The organism is Halorussus amylolyticus (assembly GCF_004143485.2).
Taxonomy (GTDB): Archaea; Halobacteriota; Halobacteria; order Halobacteriales; family Haladaptataceae; genus Halorussus; species Halorussus amylolyticus.
Genome location: NZ_ML974130.1, coordinates 747,102 through 771,825, shown reverse-complemented (window position 1 = coordinate 771,825; position 24,724 = coordinate 747,102). Strand labels below are relative to the sequence as shown.

The 24,724-nt window shown below is 66.9% G+C and carries 27 protein-coding genes; 10 read left to right on the top strand and 17 right to left on the bottom strand.

The genetic code is table 11. From position 1 onward, the window contains the following. The first annotated feature begins 129 nt into the window (after positions 1–129). The gene (locus EKH81_RS03865; protein ID WP_162224462.1) at positions 130–603 is read left to right on the top strand and encodes a M14 family metallopeptidase; all 474 of its coding nucleotides are present in this window, start codon (positions 130–132) and stop codon (positions 601–603) included. A gap of 9 nt (positions 604–612) precedes the next feature. On the opposite strand, the gene EKH81_RS03860 is transcribed toward EKH81_RS03865, so the two are convergent. From EKH81_RS03860 to EKH81_RS03820, 9 genes are all read right to left on the bottom strand, one after another. Then, positions 613–2,358 (bottom strand): YcaO-like family protein, encoded by a 1,746-nt coding sequence (locus EKH81_RS03860; RefSeq protein ID WP_162224461.1) that lies wholly within the window; start codon positions 2,356–2,358, stop codon positions 613–615. Between the two features lie 71 nt (positions 2,359–2,429). Continuing rightward, the gene (gene speB / locus EKH81_RS03855; RefSeq protein WP_162224483.1) at positions 2,430–3,260 is read right to left on the bottom strand and encodes an agmatinase; all 831 of its coding nucleotides are present in this window, start codon (positions 3,258–3,260) and stop codon (positions 2,430–2,432) included. After that, the gene (locus EKH81_RS03850; protein WP_162224460.1) at positions 3,260–3,640 is read right to left on the bottom strand and encodes a translation initiation factor IF-5A; all 381 of its coding nucleotides are present in this window, start codon (positions 3,638–3,640) and stop codon (positions 3,260–3,262) included. Before EKH81_RS03850 ends, speB begins: the two co-directional genes overlap by 1 nt. Before the next feature lie 56 nt (positions 3,641–3,696). Further along, positions 3,697–3,963, bottom strand: coding sequence for a DUF8028 family protein (locus EKH81_RS03845; protein WP_162224459.1), 267 nt, complete (start codon positions 3,961–3,963; stop codon positions 3,697–3,699). A 255-nt stretch (positions 3,964–4,218) separates the two neighbouring features. Then, positions 4,219–5,292: an aminotransferase class I/II-fold pyridoxal phosphate-dependent enzyme gene (locus tag EKH81_RS03840; RefSeq protein ID WP_162224458.1), complete on the bottom strand. Its 1,074-nt coding sequence runs from the start codon at positions 5,290–5,292 to the stop codon at positions 4,219–4,221. 95 nt (positions 5,293–5,387) lie between these two features. After that, entirely contained in the window at positions 5,388–6,200 is an 813-nt protein-coding gene (locus EKH81_RS03835; RefSeq protein ID WP_162224457.1) for a S1C family serine protease, read from the bottom strand. 109 nt (positions 6,201–6,309) lie between these two features. Beyond that, complete coding sequence (locus tag EKH81_RS03830) at positions 6,310–7,194, bottom strand: ZIP family metal transporter (protein ID WP_162224456.1); 885 nt, start codon at positions 7,192–7,194, stop codon at positions 6,310–6,312. Positions 7,195–7,263: 69 nt separating this feature from the next. Then, entirely contained in the window at positions 7,264–8,925 is a 1,662-nt protein-coding gene (locus tag EKH81_RS03825) for an ABC1 kinase family protein (protein ID WP_202935046.1), read from the bottom strand. 21 nt (positions 8,926–8,946) lie between these two features. Next, entirely contained in the window at positions 8,947–9,303 is a 357-nt protein-coding gene (locus tag EKH81_RS03820) for an Hsp20/alpha crystallin family protein (protein ID WP_162224455.1), read from the bottom strand. A 155-nt stretch (positions 9,304–9,458) separates the two neighbouring features. On the opposite strand from EKH81_RS03820, the gene EKH81_RS19240 reads away from it, so the two are divergent. From EKH81_RS19240 to EKH81_RS03810, 3 genes are all read left to right on the top strand, one after another. After that, a complete protein-coding gene (locus tag EKH81_RS19240; RefSeq protein WP_202935045.1) occupies positions 9,459–9,632 on the top strand; it encodes a hypothetical protein in 174 nt (57 codons plus the stop codon). A 349-nt stretch (positions 9,633–9,981) separates the two neighbouring features. Then, positions 9,982–11,544 (top strand): ATP-binding protein, encoded by a 1,563-nt coding sequence (locus EKH81_RS03815; protein WP_162224454.1) that lies wholly within the window; start codon positions 9,982–9,984, stop codon positions 11,542–11,544. Between the two features lie 53 nt (positions 11,545–11,597). After that, a complete protein-coding gene (locus tag EKH81_RS03810) occupies positions 11,598–11,870 on the top strand; it encodes a hypothetical protein (RefSeq protein WP_162224453.1) in 273 nt (90 codons plus the stop codon). A gap of 18 nt (positions 11,871–11,888) precedes the next feature. Here EKH81_RS03810 and EKH81_RS03805 read toward each other — a convergent pair whose 3' ends face one another. The 4 genes from EKH81_RS03805 to EKH81_RS03790 all read right to left on the bottom strand — a co-directional run bounded on the left by EKH81_RS03805 (position 11,889) and on the right by EKH81_RS03790 (position 17,322). Continuing rightward, complete coding sequence (locus EKH81_RS03805; RefSeq protein ID WP_162224452.1) at positions 11,889–13,814, bottom strand: S9 family peptidase; 1,926 nt, start codon at positions 13,812–13,814, stop codon at positions 11,889–11,891. 38 nt (positions 13,815–13,852) lie between these two features. Next, positions 13,853–15,085: an MFS transporter gene (locus EKH81_RS03800; protein WP_162224481.1), complete on the bottom strand. Its 1,233-nt coding sequence runs from the start codon at positions 15,083–15,085 to the stop codon at positions 13,853–13,855. A gap of 151 nt (positions 15,086–15,236) precedes the next feature. Continuing rightward, complete coding sequence (gene dinB / locus EKH81_RS03795; protein ID WP_162224451.1) at positions 15,237–16,709, bottom strand: DNA polymerase IV; 1,473 nt, start codon at positions 16,707–16,709, stop codon at positions 15,237–15,239. A 49-nt stretch (positions 16,710–16,758) separates the two neighbouring features. Further along, on the bottom strand, positions 16,759–17,322 hold the full coding sequence (locus tag EKH81_RS03790; protein ID WP_162224450.1) for a DUF8056 family protein: 564 nt from the start codon (positions 17,320–17,322) through the stop codon (positions 16,759–16,761). Between the two features lie 100 nt (positions 17,323–17,422). On the opposite strand from EKH81_RS03790, the gene EKH81_RS03785 reads away from it, so the two are divergent. The 3 genes from EKH81_RS03785 to EKH81_RS03775 all read left to right on the top strand — a co-directional run bounded on the left by EKH81_RS03785 (position 17,423) and on the right by EKH81_RS03775 (position 20,137). Further along, complete coding sequence (locus EKH81_RS03785; RefSeq protein WP_162224449.1) at positions 17,423–18,715, top strand: glucose-6-phosphate isomerase; 1,293 nt, start codon at positions 17,423–17,425, stop codon at positions 18,713–18,715. A 66-nt stretch (positions 18,716–18,781) separates the two neighbouring features. Further along, a complete protein-coding gene (locus EKH81_RS03780; RefSeq protein WP_202935044.1) occupies positions 18,782–19,867 on the top strand; it encodes a CPBP family intramembrane glutamic endopeptidase in 1,086 nt (361 codons plus the stop codon). Between the two features lie 126 nt (positions 19,868–19,993). After that, positions 19,994–20,137 (top strand): CopG family transcriptional regulator, encoded by a 144-nt coding sequence (locus tag EKH81_RS03775; protein WP_162224448.1) that lies wholly within the window; start codon positions 19,994–19,996, stop codon positions 20,135–20,137. A gap of 84 nt (positions 20,138–20,221) precedes the next feature. Here EKH81_RS03775 and EKH81_RS03770 read toward each other — a convergent pair whose 3' ends face one another. Both EKH81_RS03770 and EKH81_RS03765 read right to left on the bottom strand, forming a co-directional pair. Beyond that, positions 20,222–20,686, bottom strand: a complete 465-nt coding sequence (locus tag EKH81_RS03770; protein ID WP_162224447.1) for an NOB1 family endonuclease — start codon at positions 20,684–20,686, stop codon at positions 20,222–20,224. Then, positions 20,687–20,932, bottom strand: a complete 246-nt coding sequence (locus EKH81_RS03765; protein ID WP_162224446.1) for a PRC-barrel domain-containing protein — start codon at positions 20,930–20,932, stop codon at positions 20,687–20,689. A gap of 212 nt (positions 20,933–21,144) precedes the next feature. On the opposite strand from EKH81_RS03765, the gene infB reads away from it, so the two are divergent. From infB to EKH81_RS03750, 3 genes are all read left to right on the top strand, one after another. Beyond that, complete coding sequence (gene infB / locus EKH81_RS03760; protein ID WP_162224445.1) at positions 21,145–22,947, top strand: translation initiation factor IF-2; 1,803 nt, start codon at positions 21,145–21,147, stop codon at positions 22,945–22,947. After that, positions 22,947–23,120 (top strand): DUF7987 family protein, encoded by a 174-nt coding sequence (locus EKH81_RS03755; RefSeq protein ID WP_162224444.1) that lies wholly within the window; start codon positions 22,947–22,949, stop codon positions 23,118–23,120. Before infB ends, EKH81_RS03755 begins: the two co-directional genes overlap by 1 nt. A 248-nt stretch (positions 23,121–23,368) precedes the next feature. Beyond that, positions 23,369–23,668: a DUF8015 family protein gene (locus tag EKH81_RS03750; RefSeq protein WP_162224443.1), complete on the top strand. Its 300-nt coding sequence runs from the start codon at positions 23,369–23,371 to the stop codon at positions 23,666–23,668. On the opposite strand, the gene EKH81_RS03745 is transcribed toward EKH81_RS03750, so the two are convergent. Both EKH81_RS03745 and EKH81_RS03740 read right to left on the bottom strand, forming a co-directional pair. Next, on the bottom strand, positions 23,649–24,041 hold the full coding sequence (locus EKH81_RS03745) for a DUF5811 family protein (protein WP_162224442.1): 393 nt from the start codon (positions 24,039–24,041) through the stop codon (positions 23,649–23,651). The genes EKH81_RS03750 and EKH81_RS03745 overlap by 20 nt on opposite strands. Positions 24,042–24,099: 58 nt before the next feature. Further along, positions 24,100–24,573: a pyruvoyl-dependent arginine decarboxylase gene (locus EKH81_RS03740; protein WP_162224441.1), complete on the bottom strand. Its 474-nt coding sequence runs from the start codon at positions 24,571–24,573 to the stop codon at positions 24,100–24,102. Between the last annotated feature and the right edge of the window lie 151 nt (positions 24,574–24,724).

Genomic DNA, 24,724 nt, shown 5'->3' with positions numbered 1-24,724 from the left:
GGGGCCCCCCGGGCCCCCCCCCCCCCCCCCCCCCGGGGGCGCCCCCCGCGCGCCCCCCCCCCCCCCCCCCCCCGCGACTGCACGACGCTCGCGCTCCACTCCACGCAGTCGTACGGCGAACCGTTCGCCGTGACCGACGCGGTCGGAGCCGTCGCGCGCACAGTGTGTCCGTACCTCCCGATTTCCGTGCTGGTGGACACGCAGGTGAACACCGAAGGCAGACTCATCGAGTACCCTCACGTCGTCGAAGTCGAGTGCGGCTATCAGGGCTCGACGGAGGCCGCCGAGAACGCGGTCGAACTCGTCGGAGGCTTTCTCGCGGCGACCGGCGCGCTCCCGGACCGCGAACCCGTCGCCGGAGAGCGCCGGACCGAAGTCGCGGTGTACCGACTCGGCGAGGCGATTCCGAAGGACCCGGCCGACGAGTACGAGGTGCTCGCCGAGAACTTCGAGCGCGTCGAGTCCGGTGAGGCGTTCGCGGCCGCCGACGGTGAGGAGATGGTCGCAGACGAGCCGTTCTACCCCGTCCTGCTCTCGGCGTACGGCTACGAGAACATCTTCGGCTACCGAAGCGACCGGGTCGGCGTCCTCGGCGGGGAGTAGGAAACCCTCTCAGGGGTACGGATGATGTTCGGCGTCGGGTCGGAACTCGAAGCCCAACTCCGGGGGCACCGCCCGAGAGCGCTCGCCGAAGAAGGCGTCACCGGTGAACAGCGGTTGGGCCTCCGGGACGAGCACCCGGACCGCCTCGAATCCGATGCTCGCCACGTCGCGGGTCGTCGTCCGGGCGGCGTAGGCCGCGAGGTCGGCGTCGGCGAGTCTGTCGAGGACCGCGTCGAGTTCGGCCGCTCCTTCGGGCGACTCGTCCGGGCCGACGCTCGCGCTCGGAATCGTGGTTTCGGGCGAGACGAACGCCCGGACGGGGTCGGGGAAGTCGGCGTAGCGACCGATTGCGCCGTCGGCGTCGGCCGCGTCGTCCTCGCCCATCGACCGGAGTTCCATCCAGTTCTGAATCGCTTCGGCGAGCGCCGACTCGGCCGCGGCGTCGGGGTCGAGGTCCGCGCCCGACCCGACCGCGAACCGTGGCCACGCCTCCTCGCGGTGGACCGCGACCGCGACCACCGGCACGTCCACGTCTTGGGTCACGAGCAGCGCCGTCACGTCCAAGTCCTCCGCGCGCGCACGCCGCGAGAGCGCGTCGAATCGGTCGGTCTCGACCGCGAGACCCAGCGGGTCGAACGTCGAGTACCACGCGAGCATGGTGGCATCTCGCTCGATTACCTCGTAGAGTCCCGACAGTACCGCCTCGACCGTCGAGTTTCCGAGGCCGAGACCCGTCGTGATGGAGGGTTTGTAGCGGGCCTCGGGCGGCGGGAAGTGGACGAATTCGGCGGGCAGCGAGACCGGCGCGTCGGTCTGGAGGTCCACGCCCGGCACCCACGCCATATCGTCGTCCGGCGCGGGGTCGGTCCACCCGTCGGGTCGGACGAACGCCGCAGGCGAGACCCCAGATTCGAGGTCGGCGGGCCGAGCAGTCCGGAACTCCGAGTCCCGATAGACGCCCGCGGCGTAGCGTTCGAGGCTCTCACCGAGCGCCTTCATCATCGCCTCGTTCCAATCGACCGCGACGCCCGCGGCCTGTTCTGCGGCCTGCACGTCGCTGAAGCCGGTCGTGTCGCCGATTTCCGCGAGGTAGTACGGCGCGGGGAACGACTCGGCCTCGCCGAGCGTCGAGACGATTCCCACCCGGTCGTCCACGGCCTGCTCGGCCCGCGCAATCGACTCCTCCAGCGCGGCGTCGGCGAACGTCCGCGAGAGGGTGCGGTCGCGCTCGTCGCCGCAGACCGCGCAGTTCGGAACCGCGAGGAGTCGGCGCTCGGCGTGGGGGACCTCGACCACGCCGCCGAGAATCGCGGATTCGTCGCCCGAGAGGAGCACGGCGGCTTCGCGGCCCGCGAGCGCGCCAGCGAAGCGCGCGCTCGCGAGGTCGGTTCCGGCGGACGACCCACCTTCCTCGCTCGCTTCCGCATCGAGATTCGCGGCGACTCGCGTCCGGAGACACTCGTAGCACGCGGTCGCGGGCGCGAAGCCCGCGACCGCGGCGTCGAGGTCGGGAATCGAGCGACCGCCGAGACCCCCGAGCTCGATAGCGAGCCACGGGGTCTGGCCCTCGCGGGCGGCGTGGTTCGCGCGAGCGAACGCTCGCGCGCCCGCGTCGCCCGCGACGATGCCGAAGTCGGCACGCCCGAGTTCACCGGGGTCGGTCTCGACGACGGCGACGTTCACGTCGGCGAGCGCGGCGGTCGCGGCTTCGATTGCCGGACCCGACCCCGCGACTCCGACGGTAGGCTTGCTCATGGTTCGACAGACGAAGGCGGGGCAAAAAAACGCGATGCTATCGGAAACGGAAGGAGTGCGGCCGAAAACGCTCAGTTCGCGTCGGCGTGCGAGAACACGAACTCCCGGAGGAGCTTTCCGCCCAGCGCCGCGGCTTGGCCGTCGTCGCGGTCGTTGACCTCTACCACGTCGAACCCCGTGACGGAGGGTGCGACCGCGCGAACCACGTCGCGCATCTCGCGGGGGGAGAGTCCGAACGGTTCCATCGTGCCCGTTCCGGGCGCGAACGCGGGGTCAGCGCCGTCGATGTCCACGCTCAGGTACACCGACTCGTCGCCGAAGTCGGGGGTCCAGTCGGCGACCTCCTCGGGCGGCACCACGGTCACGTCGGACTCGTTCGCTCGGTCCCACTCCTCCTCGCTCCCGGTCCTCGCGCCGAGAACGATTGCTTCGTCGGCGACGCCATCGGCGCGGTCGCTGGCGATTCCGTCGAGGATGCGCCGGGTCACGGTCGCGTGGCTCAGCGGATTGCCGTCGTACTCCGCCCGGAGGTCGAGGTGGGCGTCGAGACAGACGAAGACGTCGGGTTCGGTGGCGAAGGCTCCCGCCGCCGTAATCGTGTGTTCGCCCCCGAGCAGAAGGGGGACGGCGTCGTCGCGCACCGCGTCGGTCGCGACGCCTTCGAGGTACTCCAGATACGCCGCGGCGTCGTCCCACGCGCGGACGTCGCCGTGGTCGTGAACCGAGAGGTCCGAGAACCGACGCCCGGTTCGGGCGTCGTAGTCGTCGTACGTCCGGGCGAACCGGCGGATTCGGTCGGGGCCGAACCGCGCGCCCGGCTGAAACGTGGTCGAAACGTCGAGAGGCGCGCCGACGACCACGTATTCTGCCGTCTCGCGGTCGGCGGACGCGCCGGGAAACATCACTCGAGAATCTTTCGCTGGTCGTCCATTTCGAGGTACTCGATTTGGTCGTCGGGCGAGAGGTTCGCGTCCGACGGCGTCTTGACCGTGATGGTCTCGTAGGTTTCGAGGTCCATCACCTGCGCGACTTCGTCGCTCTCGACCGAGACGACTTGGCCCTGTTTGCGGTTGATGATGGGGACCCAAATCTTCGCGTCCACAGGCTGGGAGAGGCTGCGCTTCTTGTCGTCGAAGACGCCCTTGGCGTCAATGCGGGCCTTCGCGCTGCCGTGTTTGCCCGGCTTGGCCGTGCTGTACGAATTGATTTCGCAAGCCGCGCCGTCAATCATCACGTAGTTCCCTTCTTTCAAATCCCGCACTTCCTTCTGCTCTCTTGCCATACCGCCGGATAGCGCCCGGGATAGTATAAACGGTTTGGAACGCGTTTCGCCCGGAACTACTTGCTGCGGTAGCCGTGACCGCAAAAGAGAGCGACGGCGTGGACGACGAGCAGGAGTCCGAGCGTCGATTGCCCGCCCGCGAACCCCGCGAGGACCGGCACGTAGACCAGCGGAAGCAGCACGGACGACCAGAACCCGGCGAACTGGAACGGGGTCGCGAGCGCCCGGAGCGACGACTCCGCGAGCGTCTGCATCTCGCTCGCGCGTTCGTCCGAGATGGTCGATAGCTGTTCGGGGTCGAGAGTGGAGGATGCGTTCGACATTGTGGGGGGCCTCGTTACTCCATCGTAGGACCCCCGGTAGCATATAAGTGCGAGAGCCTTTCGGAGTATTCGGGCGTTTTAGCGTCGATTCCGCGTTCGTCCGACGTTTCACGCCGACCCAAGAGACGTTTCACGGAGCGTCGAGAGACGCTTAGAAAATTTAAAACGTTTTCTGAGGGCGTATTTCGATTTTCCCCCTCGTCGCGTGTTGTCCCGTCGCACGACCTCCGAGAGTGCCTCGCTAGCGGTGAGGACTCACTCGCGGTGGCGCTCGATACACGCCGACACGCGCGCGAGACCGTCCTCTAACTCCTCAGTCGGCAGGCCGAATCCGATTCGGAAGTAGTCGTCGTAGCCGAACAGCGACCCCGGCGCGAGGACGACGCTCTCCTCTTCGACCACCGCGCGACAGAACGCCTCGCTCCCCTCGAACTCGTCGGGAATCGTGACGAAACCGTTGACGCCCACCGGGTCGTGCCACGAGAGGTCGTGGTCGGCGACGAACTCCTCTACCATGTCGTGGTGTTCGCCAGCGAGGTCACGGTTCTCCGCCAGAATCTCGGCCTCCGAGTCGCCGAGCGCCTGCCGGGCGACGTGCTGGTCGATGATACCCGGCGAGATGGTGGTGTAGTCCTTCCACTCCCACGCGCCCTCCACGACTTCCTCGGCCCCGACCAGCCACCCGAATCGCAGGCCAGCGAGTCCGTACGCCTTCGTGAGACTCGCCGTGCTGATACCGCGGTCGCCCAGCGACGCTACCGGCGGAAGCGGGTCGTCGTCGAGCAGTCGGTACACCTCGTCGCAGAGGAGGTAGGCGTCGTTGTCCTCGGCGAGGTCGTAAAGCGCCTCGACTTTCTCTTGTGGGTGGTAGCGTCCGGTCGGGTTGTTGGGGTTGTTGAGGACGAGAACCTCGGTTTCGGGGCGAATCGCGTCGGCCACGGCGTCCACGTCGAGTTCCCACTCCGGAGGTTCGAGCGCCACGCGGGTCACGTCGCCGATAGCCTCCGGCACGGCGTAGAGGGCCTGATAGGTAGGCGTGACGACGACCGCGTGGCTGTCGTCGTCCATCAGCGAGTAGAACGCGAGGAAGTTCGCCTCCTGCGTACCGCAGGTGAAGAGGACTTCGTCGGCCGACCGGTCGTATCGCTCGCCGACCTCTGCCCGAAAGTCGGGGTCGCCGTTCGTGGGGATGACGTAGCCGAGTTCTCCGGCGTCGAGGTCGAACCGGCTCGAATCGAGGCTCCGAATCCCGCTTTCTGCGAGCATGATGTCGGCCTCGTGTTCGTACTCGGCGAACCAGCGTTCGAGTCCGAATGGGGCGATGTCCATGCGAGAGAGTCGGGCGGAGAGGGCGTAAAGCTACGGAAAGGGGCAGGGGGAAGCGGACGATAGATGAGGACCGAGAGCGACTTCGTGAAACGACGTCACTTCCACTCGGCCACCCACTTTTCGACCGTCTCTATCGGGTTCGCGGTCGCGAGTTTCTCGGGGTCCGGAAACTCCTCGAACACCGTCTCCGACCGCACGATTCCTTCCGGGCGGCCGTTGGGGTACGTCGTTCCGCTGACGCATCCCACGACGTTTCCGTCGAGAGTCACCAGCGGCGAACCGCTGTTCCCCTGATTCGTGGGCGCGTCGGTCAGCAGCCAGTCTATTCCCTCTCTGTACTCCTGGAACGCTCCGAGGCTGATGACCCACTTGCCCACCCTCCCGGGGTGGCCGACGATGACGAGCGGCTGTCCCGCTTCGAGCGTCGAGGAGTCACCCTTCGAGAGAGACGGAACCCCCGAAACGTCGGTTTCGAGCAGGGCGAGGTCGGGAGTCATGTCGGGATGGTAGCCGACGCGTTCGGCCGTTCCGGTCTCCCCGCCGAAGGTTTCGAACTGTACGGTTTCGGTTTGGCGGGCGATGTGCGAGTTCGTGACGATATGCCCGTCGTCGAGGAACCACCCGGTTCCGCCGCCCCGACCGCCGTCGAAACTGATTTCGACGACCGATTGCTGAATCTCGGTGCCGACCCGTCGAGCCATCTCCCTGATGTCTCCGGAGAATTCGCTCTCGTCCGCGCTCTCCCCGTCGTTCGGTTGCGACTCGGAGTTTCCCACGCCAGCCGTTTCGTCGGAATCCCCCTCTCCGGTCGTTTCGACCAGCGACCCCGTCGCACACCCCGCGAGACCGACTGCACCCGCGATTGACCCCCTTTCGAGTAGCCAGCGTCGAGATACGGTTTTTCGCATTCACTCCGACCGAGACACAACGGCATCATAGCACTTTTTATATACGATATATCAGATCCGTGACTTCGAGGCGTACCGGTGGACGCCGAAAAGACGGCACAGATGACACTTACACGTACATCAGCGGAATCATCGCGACCACTCCCACGACGACACCCGTCAGAAGCTCTCGGTGGCCCTTGTTCGGGAGGTCCGCGCCAGTCTCCAGCGCCTCCGGGATGAACTCCGTGAGGACGAGGTACACCATCGCGCCCGCCGCGAACCCGAACCCGAAGGGGAGGAACGCCCTCGCCCACCGGACGAACGCGAATGCGACCACTGCGCCGATTGGCTGTGGAAGGCTCGAAAACACCGCCGCGCCGACCATCCGCCAGCGCGCGAGTCCCATCGCCCGCATGGGAATGGCGATAGCGGTCCCCTCCGGGACGTTGTGGATGGAGATGGCGACGGTCATGAACACCGCGAGCAGGGGGACCGAGAAGCCGAGGATCTGAAGGCCGCCTTCGAGGCCCAGTTCCGCGAACGAGACGCCGACCGCGACACCCTCCGGAAAGCTGTGGACCGTCAGGATGCCGAGGATGAGGACGAGCTTTTTGAGGTCGCCCTCGGCGAACGCCTCGGCTTCGAGCGCGTGGTCGCCGTGGCCGTGGCTGTCGTCGTCAACGGTCGAACTCTCGTCGTGGTCGTGGCTCCCATCGTCCCCGCCCACGTCGATTCTGTCGAGCGCCCGGTCGGAGACTTCCACGAGGACGACGCCAGCGAGCAGGCCGCCGACCATCAGCGTCGGGAACCCCGCGGAGTACGCCAGCCCCTCGTTCACGAGACCGAACACCGACGCCGACACCATGATTCCCGACGCGACGCCCCACAGCGCGACGTTCCACCGGTCGCTGAAGTCGTCCACGACGAAGAACGGGAGCGCGCCGAGACCGGTGGCGAGCGCGGTCAGCAACCCAGCGACGAACACGAGCACGAGATTCTCCACCAGTCCCATGCGTGGAACTCCTCGCTACACTCAAAAAAGAGTTTCCAAAAGGAAAAATAAGTTTGGTCGTCCTAAAGCTCAGTCGCCGCCCCGACGCTGGCGCATCTCGTGGCGGGTGAACTGCGGCGTGACTCGGGTTCCCTTCCGCTTGCGGAAACTCCGGTAGAGGAACACCGCGACACCGGCCGTGAACGCCGCGGCGACCGCCGCGGCGTTCACCTCGGTCAGCGCGTAGAGGAACGCGGTCGAGAACACGCCCGCCGCGAGCATCATGCCGTAGACGAGTCGCTTCGCGAGGAGCGCGAACACGTCGTTGCCGTCCTCGATGTCGGCCCGGATGTAGAGGTCCTCGCGGTCGATTCGGTCGAGCGTGCGCTCTAGCTTCGGCGGGACGCGAACCGACGACTCGACCGATTCGCGAATCTGGTCGCCGGTCTCGCGCGCGTACTTCTTGATGGACTCCTCGCGGTAGCCCTGCTCGGTGAGGTAGTCGGTCGCGACCGAGATGAAGTCGAAGTCCGAGTCGAGCGTGACACAGACTCCCTCCACGACCGTCGCGACTCGGAGGACGAGCGCGAGATTCGACGGCAGGCGGAGCGGGAACTCGTAGATGGTGTCCTCGACCTGCTCGACGATTTGCTGGACCCGGTACGTTTCGATGCTCTCGCCCCGAGCGTCCTCTATCGCCAGCTCCATCACCTTCCCCATCGTCGCCCGGTCGGCCTCGGGACTCAGGGTTCCCATCTCGACGAGCGCGTTCAGAATCCCGTCGATGTCGCGGTTCGCGACCGCGATGTAGAAGTCGATAATCTTGTTCTGGACGAACTCGTCCACCCGGCCCGACATCCCGAAGTCGTAGAAGACGATGGTGCCGTCGGGTCGAACCGCGAGGTTTCCGGGGTGGGGGTCGGCGTGGAACACGCCGTCTTCGAGCAGCATCTGCATGTACGCCTCCTGCAGATTCACCGCGAGCCGGTGGCGGTCGATGTTCTTGGCGTCGAGTTCGGCCACGTCGTTGATTTTGGTTCCCTGAATGTACTCCATCGTGAGGACTCGCGGCCCGGAGTGAGACTCGATTACCGCCGGAATCGCCACGGTGTCGTCGCCCTCGAAGTTGGCCCGAATCTCCTGAAGCATCTCGGCCTCGCGGGAGTAGTCCATCTCTTGTCGAATCGTGCGGTCGAACTCGTCGGCGAGATTTTCGAGCGAGAACGCGCGAGCTTCGCCGATGAAGTAGAGCAGAATCGGGAGCGACCACCGGACGACCCGGAGGTCGGCCGTCACGAGCGACTCGATGTTCGGCCTGCGAATCTTGACCGCGACCTCGCGGTCGCCGACCTTCGCGGTGTACACCTGCCCGAGGCTCGCACCCGAGATGGCTTCGGTGTCGAAATCTTCGAAGCGCTCGTCCACCGGGCCGAGTTCGTCTTCGAGGACGACGCGCGCCTCGTCCCACGGCGCGGGCGGCACCTCGTCCTGTAGCTTCGAGAGCACCTCCACGTACTCCGGCGGGAGCACGTCGGGGCGGGTCGAGAGCAACTGCCCGAGTTTGATGAACGTCGGGCCGAGGGTGAGCAGCGACTCCAGCAGGGTGTCGGCCCGCTCGACTCGCATCTCGCTACTCACCTGTCGCCGTCCGCCGAACAGCAGAAATCGGCGGCGGTCGCGGGCGTAGCTCACCAACAGCGGCAGGAAGTGGTACGCGACCACGAAGAACCGTCGGTACGCACGGAGGTTCACCAGAGAGACCACCCCGCGACCTCACCGACCCGTGATGGGGATGTCCTGCTCCGGGGCGGCCTCGCGCTTGGGCAGGCGGAGTTCCAGCACGCCGCGGTCGATGGTGGCCTCCGCGCCCGCGCCGGTCGCGTCCGGGGGAAGCGGGAGGTCGGCGTCGAGGAACAGCGACCGCTCCTCTTGGAGGTACGAAAACTCCATCGGCACGTCTTTCTCGCGGCGCGCCTCGATATCGAGTCGGCCGTCGTCGATACCCACATCGACCGTCGCCTCGGTCGCGCCGGGCAGGTCCACGACCAACAGGTAGGCGTCGTCGCTCTCCAACAGGTCGGCGAACACCGCGTCCGGCAACTCGCGCATGGCGTCACGAAGCGCTGACATACCTCCGTGTTGGGACGCAGGGGCGAAAAAGGGTGTGGTACGAACGGCCCCGTTCGAAGTCGGACGACGGTGCGGGAGAGGTTTTATATCGGCATTCGTAGTACGTGCTATCGTATGACACTATTTGTACAGATGCGCTCCGAGGGGGGACGACCATGACGACCGAGTTCGACCTCGGATGCGTGAACTGCGAGGAGTCGCTGACCCGGCGAGAGGTCGCGGCCGAGGCGCTCGGTTTCGCGACGCCGGGAGAGGTCGAGGTGGCCGAATGTCCCGACTGCGGGAGTCGCTACTTCCCCGACGCGACGCTCAAGCGACTTCAAACGTGAGTACGGTGCGGATTTAGCGCCTGTGGAGACTGCGCTCCCTGTGGATACACCTGTGTCTGCAAAGCGCGTCGTGGAAGCAGGAAGCCCTACCCTCAAGTAGCGAACGGCGTCAGCCGTGAGCGAGTAGGGTAGGGTAGTTCACTAGAACAGATTTGTCGCCCTTCGACACGAAACCGAATTCTCTCGTCCGGAGGTCGTGTTTACGAGGTGTCTTGGGCAAAAACAGAGTGGTAGCGGGAGAAAGCCCCCGCCCGTAATGGATTGTGCCGCGTTCCGACACGTCTCCGAACACCCTCTGCCCGGAAGCCCTGACAGTTATGAGGGTCGGGCGAAAGGAAGCGACCAAGAGATGTCGCAGGAGACCATCGACGTGGCGGAAGTCAGCGACGGGGTCGGAGGGACCGCGGGCGACCCCGGCGACGCCGTCGAACTCCCCGTCGTGGAGGTGCTGACGGGCCGGGCGTTCGTCACCGGCAAGAGCGGGAGCGGAAAGAGCAACACCGCGTCAGTCGTGGCGGAGAAGCTCTTAGACGGCGGCTATCCTGTAATGCTCGTGGACACAGATGGAGAATACTACGGTCTCAAAGAAGAGTACGAACTTCTACACGCGGGGGCCGACGACGAGTGCGACATCCAGGTCGAACCCCAGCACGCCGAGAAGTTGGCGTCGCTGGCGCTGGAGGACAACGTCCCCATCATCCTCGACGTGTCGGGCTACCTCGACGAGGACGACGGCAAGGAACTCCTGAAGGCGGTCGCCCAGCAGTTGTTCGCCAAGGAGAAGAAGCTCAAAAAGCCCTTCCTGCTCGTGGTCGAGGAGGTCCACGAGTACATTCCCGAGGGCGGTGGGATGGACGAGTGCGGACGAATGCTCATCAAAATCGGCAAGCGCGGGCGCAAGCACGGGCTGGGAATCGCGGGCATCAGCCAGCGCCCGGCCGACGTGAAGAAAGACTTCATCACCCAGTGCGACTGGCTGGTGTGGCACCGACTCACGTGGAACAACGACACCAACGTCGTGGGTCGCATCCTCGGCAACGAGTACGCCGAGGCCATCGAGGACATGGGCGACGGCGAGGCGTTCCTCACGACCGACTGGTCCGAGGAGACCCGCCGGGTCCAGTTTCACCGCAAGCAGACGTTCGACGCGGGGGCCACGCCCGGACTGGAGGACTTCGAGCGCCCCGACCTCAAATCCGTGAGCGACGACCTGGTGAGCGACCTCCGACAGATAAGCGAGGCCGAGAGCCAGCGCGAGGACGAAATCGAGGAGCTTCGGATGGAACTCCGCGAGAAGGACAACCACATCGAGGACCTCGAACGCCAACTGGAGGAGGCCCGCGAGATGGAGGAGGTCGCCGACAAGTTCGCGAAGGCGATGCTCGACACCTCCCAAAACCGCCGGGCGAACCCCTACGTCGGTGGGCAGGTGGGTGGAGGGCGGGTAAGTGGCCCACAGCAGACCGGCGACGGCGGGCAGGTCGGAAGCGCACAGCAGGCCGACCTCGGAACGTACGAGGAGTCGGATTCGGCGTCGGCGGTCGCCGACGCCGAATCCGACGAGGGCGATGAAGGAGACACCGATAGAGACCGCGACCCGCTCGAAGCCGTCCGCGAGGAACTCGACGCGCTCGCTCCGGTCGAGCGCGGAATGCTGGCGTACTACCTCCGCGACGGACCGGGGTCGCCGGTCGAGGCCCACGCGGTCGCAGGCGGCCCCGACGACCGCGAAATCGCGTACAGCCACAACCGAACCCTGCGCCAGCGCGGGTTCGTCCAGCACGCCGGGAGCGGCGAGTACGTCGCCTCACTGCCCTCCCTGCTCGCGGCGCTGACCGACGGCGAGATGGACGACGACACGAGGAGCGAGGCGCTCTCGAAGGTCGCCGAGGAACTGCCGGACGTGGAGTGAACCCGGGCGATTCCCGACGAGGATTTTTATCTGCCCTCCGACTACTCGCGACCGTGAACACGCTGGCTCCCGAGGACGAAAGTCGGTGGAGGCTCCCCCAGCACGCCTACGTGGTCGTCTACGACGAGCGCGAGCGCGAACTCCTCACCGTCTACGACTGCGGCGCGGCCCAGAAACCGCCGTCGGCCCGGGTTCTCGGCAATCTGGTTCGCGTCCGGGCCGACCACGAAATCGAGCAGACGGTCACGGGCTACGTCGTCCGAATGCGCGAGGAAGCGATTCTGGAGCGCCGAGGCGACGACCGCTGGGTCATCGCCGCCGAGTAGCTCAGACGCGCCCGCCTCTCAGACGTGCCGGTCGAGGAAGCCCGCGATTCGCTCGAACATCTCGATTCGATTCCCGAGTTTCGTGGTGTGGTGGCCCTCGTCGTCGAAGATGAGGGTCTCGACCGGCACGCCCTGTGATTCGACCTCCGCCGCAATCTGACGGGCTTCGCTCACGGGGACCCGCGGGTCGTTCGCGCCGTGCTGGACGAACAGCGGGCACTCGATTTCATCGACCGAGTGAATCGGGCTGATGGATTCGAGAAATTTGCGGTCGTCGGCGAGCGATCCGTACTCGGCCTCGCGGTGGGCGCGCCGCCAGTCGCCGGTGTTTTCGAGGAACGTGACCCAGTTGCCGATGCCGACGAAGTCCACTCCGGCGGCCCAGAGGTCGGGGTACTCGGTGAGCGCGGCGAGCACCATGAAGCCGCCGTACGACCGGCCGTAGGCCACCACGCGCTCGGGGTCGATTTCGGGCCGGTCGGCGAGCCACTCGACGGCCTCGGCGATATCGCGCACCGAGTCCATTCGCTTTTCCACGTCGTCGAGCGCGGCGTACTCCCGGCCGTAGCCCGACGACCCGCGGACGTTCGGCTCGAACACCGCGTAGCCCGAATCGAGGAAGTACTGTCGAATCGGCCGAAACCACGGCCTGCGCTGGTGGTGCGGCCCGCCGTGGATATCGACGACTACCGGCGTCTCGCCCGCCGGGGCGTCGATGGGGAGCGTGAAGTACGCTGGAATCTCGCGACCACCGTGAGACTCCGCCTCACGAGCAGACGAGCCTCGCTCGTCAGCATCGAACGTCTCGTATCGAACGAGGTCGGGCGACTGGTAGGCGTCGAGCGACATCCCGCCTGCCGAGGGTCGGGTCCAGCGCGAGACCGAAACCGACTCGCCCTTGTGCGCGTCTCGCGCGTCCGCGACGAAGACCGAGTGGTTCAGGTCGGGCGCGGAGACGGTGGCGGCGACCCGCTCGCCGTCGGGTCCCATCGAGAGGTCGTGAACTACGCACTCGGGTTCGGACGTTTCGCTCCCCGGGGGGAGCGAAACGTCCGCGAGGTCGGCGTCGGTGGCCGAGGTCAGCCGTCCGACCCGGAGGTCGGAGTAGCCATCGACGTTCCGGGTCACCGCGAGTCGGCCCGAGGCGGCGTCGAGCGCGAAGCCGTCGATGCTCCACTCGCCGCCCGAGACGACCGTCTCGGTCGCGAGCGTTTCGAGGTCGATTCGGGCGACCTCCATCGTGTCGGCGTTGGCGTCGCTCGCACAGTAGATTGCCTCGCCGTCCGGGCCGAACGCTGGCTGGTGGTACCGAACGTGGCCGTCGTGGGGCGTGACGTGGTCGCGCTCGCCGGTCGCCACGTCCACGACGGAGAGGTCGTCGTCGGAACTCGCGCTCGCGTCTTGGACCACGAGACGGTCGCCCGACGGACTCCAGCCAGCGACCGAGACGAACCCCTCGCAGTCGGCCTCTCGAACGAGTTCGGGGTCGGCGTGGGTGCTGTCGGCGTCGGTGTCGTCGGCGTCGTCCGCGTCGCTTCCCACGTCCATCGCGTACACGTCGAACCGGGACTCGTCGCGTCGGTTCGCGGCGAACGCGATTCGGTCGCCGTCGGGACTCCACCCGCCCCAGAGGTGAATCGCGTCGGGGCGGTCGGTCAGTCGGGCGATGTCGCCGTCGTCGGGGTCGAGCACGAACAGTTGGTCGTGTTCGTCGGCCCCGGCGTCCTTTCCGAACGCGACCGCGCTCCCGTCGGGCGACCACGACGCGAACGAGACGCGCTCGTCGTAGAAGGTTCGCTGGCGCGGCCACGCTCCGGGGGCGTCGGAAATCCACACCTGCATCGTGCCGGTGGTGTCGGCGAGGAACGCTACCCTCCCGTCGGGTGAGAGCGTGGGTGCGGTGGTCTCTCGGGCGGTGAAGTACCGTCTCACGTCGCGTGTCATGGAAGCGAAATCAAAGCGCGAACAGTTGAAATTACTGGTCACGCAGTCGTCCGGGTCGAGAGAATCGCGCCGAAGACCGTGGCGACGACCGCGAACCCACAGAGGACGACGAACAGCGCGGTCGGCGAGTAGAGTTCGAGGACGAAGCCCGCGATGCCCGCGCCCGCGGCCCCGACGCCGAACACGCCGAGGTAGGTGAAGCCGTACGAGAGGCCCCGCGTCCCGGCGGGGGTGTATTCCGCGACCGCGGCCTGATACAGCGGCTGGACCACGAACAGCGCGAAGCCGAGCGCCGCACTCGCCGCGAGGAGCGCGACGAGTCCGGCGTTCAGCGCGGGCAGGTAGAGGAGCGCGATGACCGCCAGCACGCCGAACGCTCCGGTGAGACCGCGCTCGACTCGGATGCGGTCGGTCAGCATCCCGCCGACGTACTGGCCGCCGATGCCTATCATCAGGAGCCCGGCGTAGATGTACTGCGACGGCTCGATGTCGCGGCCGCCGAGTGGGACGGGGTCGAACAGGGGTTGGTTCGCCAGCATCTCGGGCAAGAATGTGAGGACTCCGCGATAGTACAGCCCCGAGCACATCACGATGACGAACACGAGGACGAACGCGCCCGAGAACAGGACTTTCGAGTCGGCGAGGAACTCCGAGAGCGACGAGACGCCGCCGTCGGCGCGCGAGTCTCCCCCGTCGGTCGCAGACTGCTCGACGTTCGCGGTCTCGTCGAACTCCACGGTCAGCGCGAACGCGACCGCGAGCGCGGCCGGGACCGCGAGGAGCGCGACCACGATTCGCCAGTCGAAAAACAGCAGGAGAACCGCGGTCGCCAGCGGGCCGAGCGCGATGCCGAGGTTTCCGGCCATGCCGTGGTACGCGAATGCGGTGCCCTGCTGGGAGACGCCCTTGCTGATGAGCGCCAGTCCCGAGGGGTGGTAGACGCTCGCCGCGACGCCCCACAGAACGAGCGCGAGCGCGACGACCGGCACGCTCGGTGCGAGACTCAGCAGGGCGAACGACCCGCCCATCCCGGCGAGACACGCGATGATGAGCTTCCGGGAGCCGTAGGCGTCGGCGAGCAAACCGCCGGGAAGCGCGCCGATGCCGAACAGCGCGTAGCCGGTGGCCACGACGAGTCCCATCGTCCCGGCGGTCACGCCGAACTGGTCGAGCCAGATGGTCACGAGGATGGGCACCGAAAGCTCGTAGGTGTGGACCATCGCGTGGGCGACCATCACCAGTCCCACGATGGAGCGGTCGTTTCGGTTCATCGACTCGCCTCCGCGGGCGCGGGCGGCGAGCGAGCGCGCCCACCGGCGCGACCCGACTCCGGCGTATCCCGACTCGTTCGATTCACACTTGGTCACGCGAGAGTCGTATCCCCGTCGCCTTCAGTCTGATTATACAGGCAGGGCTGTGTTCTCAGAAATCTGTGAGCGACGACTGGCCTTCGGGGTCCTCTCCGGATTCGGTATCGAGGTCGGCGTCGTCTCCGGAGTCGGATTCTGCATCGGGGTCGGCGTCCGGCGATTCGGCAGAATCGCCGGACGCCTCGGAATGGTCCGAGTCCGCAGAATCGCCCACGTCCTCGAAATCGTCGAGACTGACGGGCGAGTCCGGCGAGTCGCCGGACTCGCCCGAACTCGTCGCACCGTTCGTGTCCTCGGAATCGGTCGCCCCGCCAGCATCGCTCGCCCCGCCGGAATCGACCGAAACGGTCGATTCCGGCGACCCCTCCCACCCGTCCAGACTCGACTGGTCGGCGTCCGCGAACGAGAGGTTCGAGACGCGAACGCCCACTTTCCGAACCCGGTCGTCGCGGAACTCCTCGAGCAGGTCGAGCGCGACCTCCTCGACCAGTTCGGGGTCGTCCACCGGTCCGGGCAGGGACTTCGCGCGGGTGTTCACGTCGAACGGCGGCGTCACGGCCTTGATGCCGATAGTCCGGTACATCGCGTCCTTCCGACTCGCGCGGTCGGCGACCGCCTCAGCGAGGGTTTGGACTCGCTCGCGCTTCACCTCGGCGTCGGCGGTGGGGTCGGTGAACGCCGACTCGCGCGAGAGGCTCTTGGGCCGACCGCGGGGCGTGACCTCGCGGTGGTCGTCGCCGCGCGCCCGGCGGTGCATCTCCGCGCCGCGCTCGCCGAACCGGGCTTCGAGGTCGGCGCGGTCGGCCGCGGCGAGGTCGCCCGCGGTCTCGATTCCCATCGACCGGAGTTCGCGGGCCGTGACCGGGCCGACGCCGTGCAACTCCGCCACGTCGAGGGGCGCGAGAAATTCCCGGACTTCGCCGGGTTCGACCACGACGAGACCGTCGGGCTTGTCGTAATCGCTCGCGATTTTCGCGGTGGACATGTTGGGCGCGACCCCGACGCTCGCCGCGACCCCGACCTCGCGGTCGATTCGGTGTTTGACGTGGCGCGCGAACCCCTCGGCTACCTCCCAGGCGGTCCGGTCGGTCACGTCGAGGTACGCCTCGTCGATGCTGACCTCCCGGACCGTGTCGGCCACGTCGTGGAGGATTTCCTTGACCTCGGCGCTGACCGCCTCGTAGTACTCCATGTCCACCGGTCGGTAGTAGCCCGCCTCCTCGGGGTCGATGTCGGAGTCGCCTTCGCCCACCTCCGCCTTCCGGGGCAAGCGTTCGAGCGCGCTCCCGATTGCTTGGGCGCTCTCGACGCCGTACTCGCGGGCCTCGTAGCTCGCGGTGGCGACCGCGCCGTGGGTCTCGCCGCCCTCGTAGCCCATCCCGACCACGACCGGTTCGCCCCGGAGTTCCGGGTCCTTGCGGCGCTCGCACGCCGCGTAGAAGCAGTCCATATCGACGTGGAGGACGATGGAGTCGCGTCGGTCGTCGTCGGGCGTTCCGGGCAGACGCGACCCTCCTCCGGTCATGCGCGAGGGTAGGCGTCCGCGGAACGATAAATGGTCGGGACCGTCCCTCTCACCGCGCGAACCGGTGGACCATCCCAATCACGACGAGCGCCACCAGTGGGGGCGCGAGCGCGTAGGTCGCCGGGAGCGCGTAGAGAAACTCTACCGCGGGCGCGAGGACGCCCGAGGGCGTCTCGCGCATGTCGGGCGGTACGGAGATGACGAGCGAGAGATATATCGACAGCACGAACAGGTAGCCCGACGCCGCGAGCAGGAAGTCGGCCCGTCGGCTCGCGGTCTCGCGGCGGTGCCGACGCGCCGACGAGAGGACGGGCGCGACCATCGCGGCGAACAGCACGACGCCGCCGACCACCAGAAACGTCCGCGAGAACGTGGCGAACTCCGACCCGCCGAGCGTGTTGAAAATCCACACCGGGAGCGCGAGCAGGAGGAAGATTCCGAGCAAACCGCCCAACACCGCGCTGACAACGACGTACGACCGCATGAGCAGGGAGTCCGTCTCGCCGAACGCTTGCCGGAACGACCCCGCGACGAGGCTCCGAGACTCGCCGCGCTCTGCGGGGTCGGTCGCGTCTGTTCGGGCGGATTCGGCTCCGGCTTCCGTGTCGGGCATCTCGGCCCGAACTTCGGACGGCGGGCAGATAAGGGGTGCGATGGCGTGGAGGCGACCACCTCACTTTTTGTCGCCGCCGAACGCGAGTACGAACGACAATATGCACGTAGACCTCGGTAACGCACTCTCGGAAGTCGCGGACCCCGGCCTCGCGCGCGCCGAACTCGACGACCTCGACGAGCGAGTCGCGGACGCACACGAGCGCATCGAGCGCGGACGCGCGAACGACGAACACGGCTACGCCGCGCTGAACCTCCCCGAAACCGCCGACCCCGACGAAATCCGGCGAGCGGTCGAACCCTTCGCCGACGCCGAGGCGGTCCTGACGGTCGGTATCGGCGGGTCGGCCTTGGGCGCGGCGACCCTCGCGAACGGCCTGCCCTCGGACACGGACGCCTACTTCCTCGACAACGTGGACCCCGAACACGTCGCGCGACTGCTCGACTCCTTGTCGCTCGACGCCACGGCGGTCAACGTCGTCTCGCGGTCCGGCACCACCGCCGAAACGCTCGCCAATTTCCTCGTCGTCCGCGAGGCGATGGCCGATGCCGGAGTCGATTGGACCGACCGAACCTTCGTCACCACGGGCGAGGAAGGTAATCTCCGACGACTCGCCGAGAAGCACGACCTGCCCGCGCTCGACGTGCCCGCGGGCGTTCCGGGCCGATTCTCGGTTCTCTCGACCGTCGGGCTGGCGTGTGCCGCGATTTGCGGTCACGACCTCGACGCGATTCTCCGGGGAGCGAGCGAGGAGGCCGACCGGCTCTCGGGGTCGCTCTACGACTCGCCGGGCTACGCTTACGGCGCAGTCTCCTACGCCCTCGAAGAACGCGGCGCGGCAGTCAACGCGATGATGCCCTACGCCGAGTCGCTCGAAACGTTCGCCGAGTGGTTCGCCCAACTGTGGGCCGAGAGCCTCGGGAAGGACGGCCGGGGCCAGACCCCCGCCCGCGCGCTCGGCGCGACCGACCAGCACTCTCAGCTCCAACTGTATCGCGCCGGACCTCGCGACAAGCTCGTGACCCTCGTCCGACCGCGCGAGCGCGCCGACCGAAAAATCCCCGAGACCGACCTCGACGGCCTGTCGTATCTCGGCGGTTCGACGCTCGGCGAGCTTCTGGACGCCGAGTTCGAGGCGACCGAAGCCAGCCTCGCGGCCGCGGGCCAGCCCAACGTCCGCATCGAAATCGACCGCGTGGACGAGCGCGGACTCGGCGAACTCCTCTACGGGATGGAGGCCGCGTGCGTCGTCTACGGCGAACTCGCGGACGTCGAGACGTTCACTCAGCCCGCGGTCGAGTGGGGCAAGAAGGCGGCTCGCGGCCTGCTCGGCGGCGGTGACTTCGCAGAGGCCGACGCCGTGGCCGAGAAGACGAGTCTGGTCGTGGAGTGACCGGGACGGAGTCCCGAAGAACCCGCAAGCGCAGGGACTTTAGTCCGCCCGTTCCTTGTTCGAGGTATGGAAAACCGCTCGTATGCGGCCGCCGGAGTCGTGCTGGCTGGCATCGCGCTCGCGGCGGCGGCGCTTCCCTGGGACGCCGTCGGCGTCGGACCGGTCGAGAACGCGCTCCTCGCGGCGTTCGGTGCGGCGGCGTTCGGCGCGTTCGCGCTCCGACGCCACGGACTCGTCGAGCGCGCGCCCGGCGCGCTCGCGGCCGGGGTCGCGAGTCTCGCCGTGGTCGGAACCGCCACCGCGACATCCGGGGCGTTGGCGGGCGACGCCTCGTCACTGGGCGTGACGCTCGCGCTCGTCGGCGGCGTGGGCGGGGTCATCGCGGCCTACGGCGACGGAAAGGGCCTTCCCTCGCGGGCGAGCGAGGGGCTTCGCGCGTTCTTCCGGAGCCTCGCAATCGGTCTCTCCGGGCTGTTCGCCATCGCGGTGTGGACGACCATCGTGGTGTCGGTGTACGCTGCGGTCGCACCGGGCGAGGTGACGCAGGTCCACTCGGTCGCCATCGGCGCGCTCGCGCTCGGACTCGGGACAGGGACGGTGGCGCTCGCATACTTCCGACTGACCGACAAGGGCCTGTCGTATCTCGACCTCCGCTGGCCGACGCTGGCCGACCTCGGCTGGACGGTCGCGGGCATCCTCGGCCTGCTCGGTCTCCAGGTTCTGCTCGGAATCCTGTTCCAGCAGTTGGGAATCTCCAGCGCCCAACACAGCGTCGAGCAGGCCGCGCGGTCGGGCGACCCCACGATTCTGCTGTGGCTGATTCCGGCGGCGTGGCTCATCATCGGGCCGGGCGAGGAACTCCTCTATCGCAACATCATCCAGAAGTCGCTGTACGACACCTTCTCGAAACGCAGTGCGGTCGTGGTCGGGAGCGTCGTGTTCGCAATCGCGCACTTCCCGGCGTACTACAGTCCGAATCTCGGCGCGACTCTGCTCACGCTCGGGGTCGTGTTCGGCCTGTCGCTCATCCTCGGCGCGACCTACCTCCGGACCGGGAACATCGTGGTCCCGACGCTCATCCACGGCGCGTTCGACGCCATCACGTTCGCGGCGCTGTACTTCCAGATTACCGGCGGCGTCCCCGGAGCGTAGTCTCGGCATTCGGGGCGAAGCGGACCGCCATCCGACCGCGCTCCGGCCGGGTCTGTCGTGTGTCTGCCTCGCGTCGGCTTTGCGTCTGACGTAGCTTTAACAGCTCCAACTACTTTTGAAACAATAATGGTTCGTCACTACTCCATCACCTGTGATTCGGACCTCGCGAAGGAGGTCGATGCGCTCGCCCGCGAGTACGACCTCACCACACAGGAAGTCCTCCAACAGCTCATCGAGGTGGGTCTCGAAGAAATAGACCCCGGGAAGTAGCGCAGTCGCCCTGCCCGCGGGTCGGCGTTTCGGCGGTAACGGTCGATGTTTCGGCGATAACGGTCGGCGTTCGAGCGCCGACAATCAGGCGTTCGAGGGATTCTTACGCGAGAGCTCGCTCCCGCAGATGGGACACCGGTCTTTGTTCTCGTCGAACTCCCGACCGCATCCCTGACACTGGAACCGCCAGTTTCGCTGCTCGGAGATGCCGTCTTGGGCGATGACCTCGACCGACACGTCCATGTGCTCGGCGACGTTCTGCATGGCGTAGTCGTCGGTGACGAGGGTCGCGTCCAACTCGAACGCGGCGGCGACGAGTCGGATGTCCGTGGTCGAAAGCTCCGCGAGGTCGCCGGTCTCCTCGGCGGCCCGACGGACGCGCTCGACCGCGCCATCTTGGGGAATGTGGATGTGCATCCCGGAGCCTTCCATCGCGTCGTAGCGATAGACGCTCTCGTCTTCGAGTTCCTCGCGGACCATCGGGATGGTCGCGGTGTCCTCGTCGGTGTGATACTCGTTGATGAAGGTGGAAGAATCTAGAACGTTCATTTACCGCTGGACGACGATGTAATCTTTGACGGCCTGCACTCGCTTGACCGGTACCTGGAAGTGACCCTCCTCGTCGGCGTCGAACGCCACCGACCCCGCGTCCAACTGCTCGTCGGGTTCGACGAGCAGGTCGGCGAGTTCGCCCGTCTTCAGGTCCATCGTGATGTTGTACAGCATGCCGAGTTCCGTGCCGTCTGACCCCATGACGGCCTTCCCCGAGAGATTTTCGGTGAGGATGTCGGACATACTCGGCAGATACTGAGCGCATACACATAAAGGATACGGGGAGACCCGGCGAGAAAAGCGGCCGTCGGGGCGGCGAGCGCGCTCGCCGCCCCGACGAGGGTTCGACCACCGACGGCGCTCGTCGCGCTACCGACCCGAGACCGCGAGTGAAAGAGTTAAATGCCGCGCCAAGTACCTCTACAGTAAGAAACCTTCTCTCCCGGGTGGTATCCATGTCTGACACCGACGCGCGCGAGAACGCGCAAGGACTCCGAACGCCAATCGTCGCGGTACTGGGCCACGTCGATCACGGCAAGACCAGCCTCTTGGACAAGATTCGCGGCTCGACGGTCATCGAGGGCGAAGCGGGTGCGATTACCCAGCACATCGGCGCGACCGCGATTCCGCTCGACGTGGTGTCGAAGGTCGCGGGCCGACTCGTGGACCCCGACGACTTCGACCTGCCGGGCCTGCTGTTCATCGACACACCGGGCCACCACTCGTTCACCACGCTCCGGTCGCGTGGCGGCGCGCTCGCCGACATCGCCATCCTCGTGGTGGACGTGAACGACGGCTTTCAGCCCCAGACGCTCGAAGCCATCAACATCCTCAAGCAGTCTCAGACGCCGTTCGTGGTCGCGGCGAACAAGGTTGACACCACGCCGGGGTGGCGGCCCAACGAGGACTCGCCGATTCAGGGGTCCATCGACGCCCAGAGCGACCGCGTGCAGTCGGACCTCAACGAGGCGCTCTACGAGATTATCGGCGAACTCAGCAGCGAGGGGTTCTCCGCGGACATGTACTGGCGGGTCCAGGACTTCCGGGGCAACATCGGTGTCGTCCCGGTCAGCGCCGAGACGGGCGAGGGCGTCCCCGACCTGCTCACGGTGCTGATGGGTCTCGCCCAGCGATACCTTAAAGAGGACATGGCAATCGACGTGACGGGTCCGGGCGCGGGCACCGTCCTCGAAGTCAAAGAGGAGAAGGGATTCGGCACGACCCTCGACGTAGTGCTGTACGACGGCACCGTGAAGGAAGACGAGACCATCGTCGTCGGCGGGAAGAACGAACCCATCGTGACCGACGTTCGCGCGCTGCTCAAACCCCGACCGCTCGCCGAGATTCGGACCGAAGATAGGTTCGAGAACGTCACGGAAATCGCGGCCGCCGCCGGGGTCAAAATCGCCGCGCCCGGTCTCGACGACGCGATGGCGGGCGCGCCGGTTCGGGTCGTCCGTGACCGCGACATCGACGAGGTCATCGCCGAGGTGCAGGCCGAACTCTCCGAAATCGAGGTCGGCACCGAAGAACAGGGCGTCGTGGTCAAGGCCGACACGCTCGGGAGTCTAGAGGCCATCGCCAACGCGATGGACGAGGCCGAGATTCCGGTCATGCGCGCGGAGGTCGGCGACGTGGCCCCGCGGGACATCAGCGTGGCCTCGACCGCCGAGGAGGACAAGCACAAGACGATTCTGGCGTTCAACGTGGACGTGCTCGCCGACGCCGAGCGACAGGCCGAGGAGTCCGACGTGAAACTGTTCGAGAGCGACGTCATCTATCGGCTCATCGAGGAGTACGAGGAGTACGTCGAGGAGCGCGAGCGCGCCCAGCAGGAGACCATCCTCGAAAACATCACCCGGCCCGCGCGCTTCAACATCCTGCCCGACCACACCTTCCGCCAGAACGACCCTGCAGTCGTGGGCGTCGAGGTGCTGGCCGGAACCATCCGAAAGAACAGCTTCGTCGTCAAGTTCGAGGGCAACAGTCCCACGCGAGTCGGCCAACTCAAGGGGATTCAAGAGCAGGGCGAGGACGTGGACGAGGCCCGGAGCGGCAACCGGGTCAGCGTCGCCATCGACGGCCCGACCGTGGGTCGCCAAATCGAGGAGGGCGACGAACTCTGGATAGAGATTCCCGAGAAGCACGCCAAGATTTTAGAGCAGGAGCTCTCCGACGACATTCCGGGCGACGAACTCGAAGCCCTCCAGCTGTACCTCGACAGACAGCGCAAGCGCGACCCGTTCTGGGGGAAGTGATGGTCTCGCGCGAGAACAAGGTCGTGGTCGGGTGCGGTGCGGTCTCGTTCGCGCTGAGCGGCGGCGGTCTCCTGTTTACCGACCTGTCTTCCGAGGTGCTGATAGGGATACTGCTGCTCGGTGGCGTCGTCGCTCCGGTCATCGTGAACGACTTCCTCGACGACAGGGAGTGACTGAAACGCCGGACTGTCTGGAAAGAGAAGCCCGAGAAAGCGAACTGCCCGAAAAGCTGGACTACCCGGAAGAGCGGCCGCCGGGCGCGCGAGCGCGCCCGGCGGCCGCTTTGTCGAACATCCCCGCCTCATTCGTTCGTCTCATTCGTCCGCCTCGCTCGTCCGACTCCGAGCCGAACGCTCGCCAGTACCACCCGGCGATAATTTTTAGTCGAACGCGCCCTAACGTCCGTACGGAAGGTGATTACATGACTGGTCGCAACCCACCACACAGTGGTAACGCCGGACTCTCGGACCGTTTTACGGAACTCTCGTACTACGATTTCGCGCTGTTCGCGGTTCCCGTCCCCCTCCTTGTCGGCCTGCTCGCGGGGCAGTTCCTCAGAATTCCGTCGCAGGCGGGACTCCTCGCGGGCGCGGCGCTGTCGGCGCTCGTCGTGACTCACGTCCTGTTTTTCGTCCCGCCGACCCGTCGCGGTTCGGGCGGCCGCGACGGACGGCGCGACTCCGAGAAGTCGCGTCGGCCGCCTACCGGGCGGTCGGCGTGATGTCGTCGCCCATCGCCTGCTTGACTTGGAGGGCGGCGCTCGCCGCGAGGCCGCGAGCGACCTCGCTCTCCTCGTGGGAGACGAGGTCGTCGCCGTCGAAGTCCTCGGCGTCAGGCGTGAAGCCCGCGCTGACCGGGTGGCCGACCGGGGGTTGGACCGCGACCTGGGCCTGGGGACCGTTCGAGTCGTCGGAGACCTGCGACCCCACGACGTACTCGTCGGGGAGGAAATCCCGGGTCCGGGCGGCGATGGCGGCGACGCTGTTGCGGAGCGACTCCTTCTGCTCGGGGGAGAGGTCGGGCACGTCGGCGTTCGCGCGGTGGCCTGCCTGTGTCACGCCGGGAGTACCCGCGTAGGGGGTGTTGCCGTTCATCGGTCTAACGACCACGCTTTGGGGCCGCACGTAATAAAACCTCCCGACCGCGGTGATTTCAGCAGATCGGTTCGCTCTCGCCGTACACCGCCAGCACGACCGCCGTGGCGTACGTTCCGGGGTCGGCCTCCACGCTCGCGGTCTCGACCTGCTCGTCGGTGAACGTCCACTCGCGGAGGTCTCGGCCCGCCTCCAATCCGGCGGTCACGCGCTCGGCCACGTCGTCGGGGTCGGTCTCGTCGGCGACCTCGTAGAACAGTCCCGGTCCCGGTCCGGTGGTCCACCCGAGTCCCGCCGTTGCTCGGCCCGGCCCGACCCGGGTCGCGCGCGCTTCGACCACCGTGAGGCGCTCGCCCGCGGGTCCGAGGTCGGGCGCGGTGCCGACGGCCTCGACCTCGGCATCGGCGGGCACGACCGATGAGACCGCGACGAGGTTGTAGTTGTGGACGTTCGCCTCGGCGAGCGCGGCGTCGTAGGACGCCATCTCGGTCGGCCCGGAGGCGGTTCCCCACACGACCCGAATCGTACTCATATCCGACTGGTGGCCCGCGGGGAGGTAAGGGGTTGCGATTTTGCGACGAGGACGGGGGTTCGGCGACGGACGTTCGGCTCTCGGCTCGCTACCGCGAGGATTGGTGTTGGCGACGACGAAATTCGGCACCGAATTTCGCGACTCGAACGTT

Excerpts from the sequence above, each read along its gene's own strand:
- EKH81_RS03850 (WP_162224460.1), bottom strand. The coding sequence starts at position 3,640 with ATGGCAAGAGAGCAGAAGGAAGTGCGGGATTTGAAAGAAGGGAACTAC.
- EKH81_RS03740 (WP_162224441.1), bottom strand. The coding sequence starts at position 24,573 with ATGAGTACGATTCGGGTCGTGTGGGGAACCGCCTCCGGGCCGACCGAG.
- EKH81_RS03780 (WP_202935044.1), top strand. The coding sequence starts at position 18,782 with ATGGAAAACCGCTCGTATGCGGCCGCCGGAGTCGTGCTGGCTGGCATC.
- EKH81_RS03770 (WP_162224447.1), bottom strand. The coding sequence starts at position 20,686 with ATGAACGTTCTAGATTCTTCCACCTTCATCAACGAGTATCACACCGAC.
- EKH81_RS03840 (WP_162224458.1), bottom strand. The coding sequence starts at position 5,292 with ATGGACATCGCCCCATTCGGACTCGAACGCTGGTTCGCCGAGTACGAA.
- EKH81_RS03765 (WP_162224446.1), bottom strand. The coding sequence starts at position 20,932 with ATGTCCGACATCCTCACCGAAAATCTCTCGGGGAAGGCCGTCATGGGG.
- EKH81_RS03845 (WP_162224459.1), bottom strand. The coding sequence starts at position 3,963 with ATGTCGAACGCATCCTCCACTCTCGACCCCGAACAGCTATCGACCATC.
- EKH81_RS03820 (WP_162224455.1), bottom strand. The coding sequence starts at position 9,303 with ATGTCAGCGCTTCGTGACGCCATGCGCGAGTTGCCGGACGCGGTGTTC.
- EKH81_RS03800 (WP_162224481.1), bottom strand. The coding sequence starts at position 15,085 with ATGAACCGAAACGACCGCTCCATCGTGGGACTGGTGATGGTCGCCCAC.
- EKH81_RS03805 (WP_162224452.1), bottom strand. The coding sequence starts at position 13,814 with ATGACACGCGACGTGAGACGGTACTTCACCGCCCGAGAGACCACCGCA.
- infB (WP_162224445.1), top strand. The coding sequence starts at position 21,145 with ATGTCTGACACCGACGCGCGCGAGAACGCGCAAGGACTCCGAACGCCA.
- speB (WP_162224483.1), bottom strand. The coding sequence starts at position 3,260 with ATGTTTCCCGGCGCGTCCGCCGACCGCGAGACGGCAGAATACGTGGTC.
- dinB (WP_162224451.1), bottom strand. The coding sequence starts at position 16,709 with ATGACCGGAGGAGGGTCGCGTCTGCCCGGAACGCCCGACGACGACCGA.
- EKH81_RS03755 (WP_162224444.1), top strand. The coding sequence starts at position 22,947 with ATGGTCTCGCGCGAGAACAAGGTCGTGGTCGGGTGCGGTGCGGTCTCG.
- EKH81_RS03750 (WP_162224443.1), top strand. The coding sequence starts at position 23,369 with ATGACTGGTCGCAACCCACCACACAGTGGTAACGCCGGACTCTCGGAC.
- EKH81_RS03835 (WP_162224457.1), bottom strand. The coding sequence starts at position 6,200 with ATGCGAAAAACCGTATCTCGACGCTGGCTACTCGAAAGGGGGTCAATC.
- EKH81_RS03830 (WP_162224456.1), bottom strand. The coding sequence starts at position 7,194 with ATGGGACTGGTGGAGAATCTCGTGCTCGTGTTCGTCGCTGGGTTGCTG.
- EKH81_RS03860 (WP_162224461.1), bottom strand. The coding sequence starts at position 2,358 with ATGAGCAAGCCTACCGTCGGAGTCGCGGGGTCGGGTCCGGCAATCGAA.
- EKH81_RS03815 (WP_162224454.1), top strand. The coding sequence starts at position 9,982 with ATGTCGCAGGAGACCATCGACGTGGCGGAAGTCAGCGACGGGGTCGGA.
- EKH81_RS03790 (WP_162224450.1), bottom strand. The coding sequence starts at position 17,322 with ATGCCCGACACGGAAGCCGGAGCCGAATCCGCCCGAACAGACGCGACC.
- EKH81_RS19240 (WP_202935045.1), top strand. The coding sequence starts at position 9,459 with ATGACGACCGAGTTCGACCTCGGATGCGTGAACTGCGAGGAGTCGCTG.
- EKH81_RS03775 (WP_162224448.1), top strand. The coding sequence starts at position 19,994 with ATGGTTCGTCACTACTCCATCACCTGTGATTCGGACCTCGCGAAGGAG.
- EKH81_RS03745 (WP_162224442.1), bottom strand. The coding sequence starts at position 24,041 with ATGAACGGCAACACCCCCTACGCGGGTACTCCCGGCGTGACACAGGCA.
- EKH81_RS03785 (WP_162224449.1), top strand. The coding sequence starts at position 17,423 with ATGCACGTAGACCTCGGTAACGCACTCTCGGAAGTCGCGGACCCCGGC.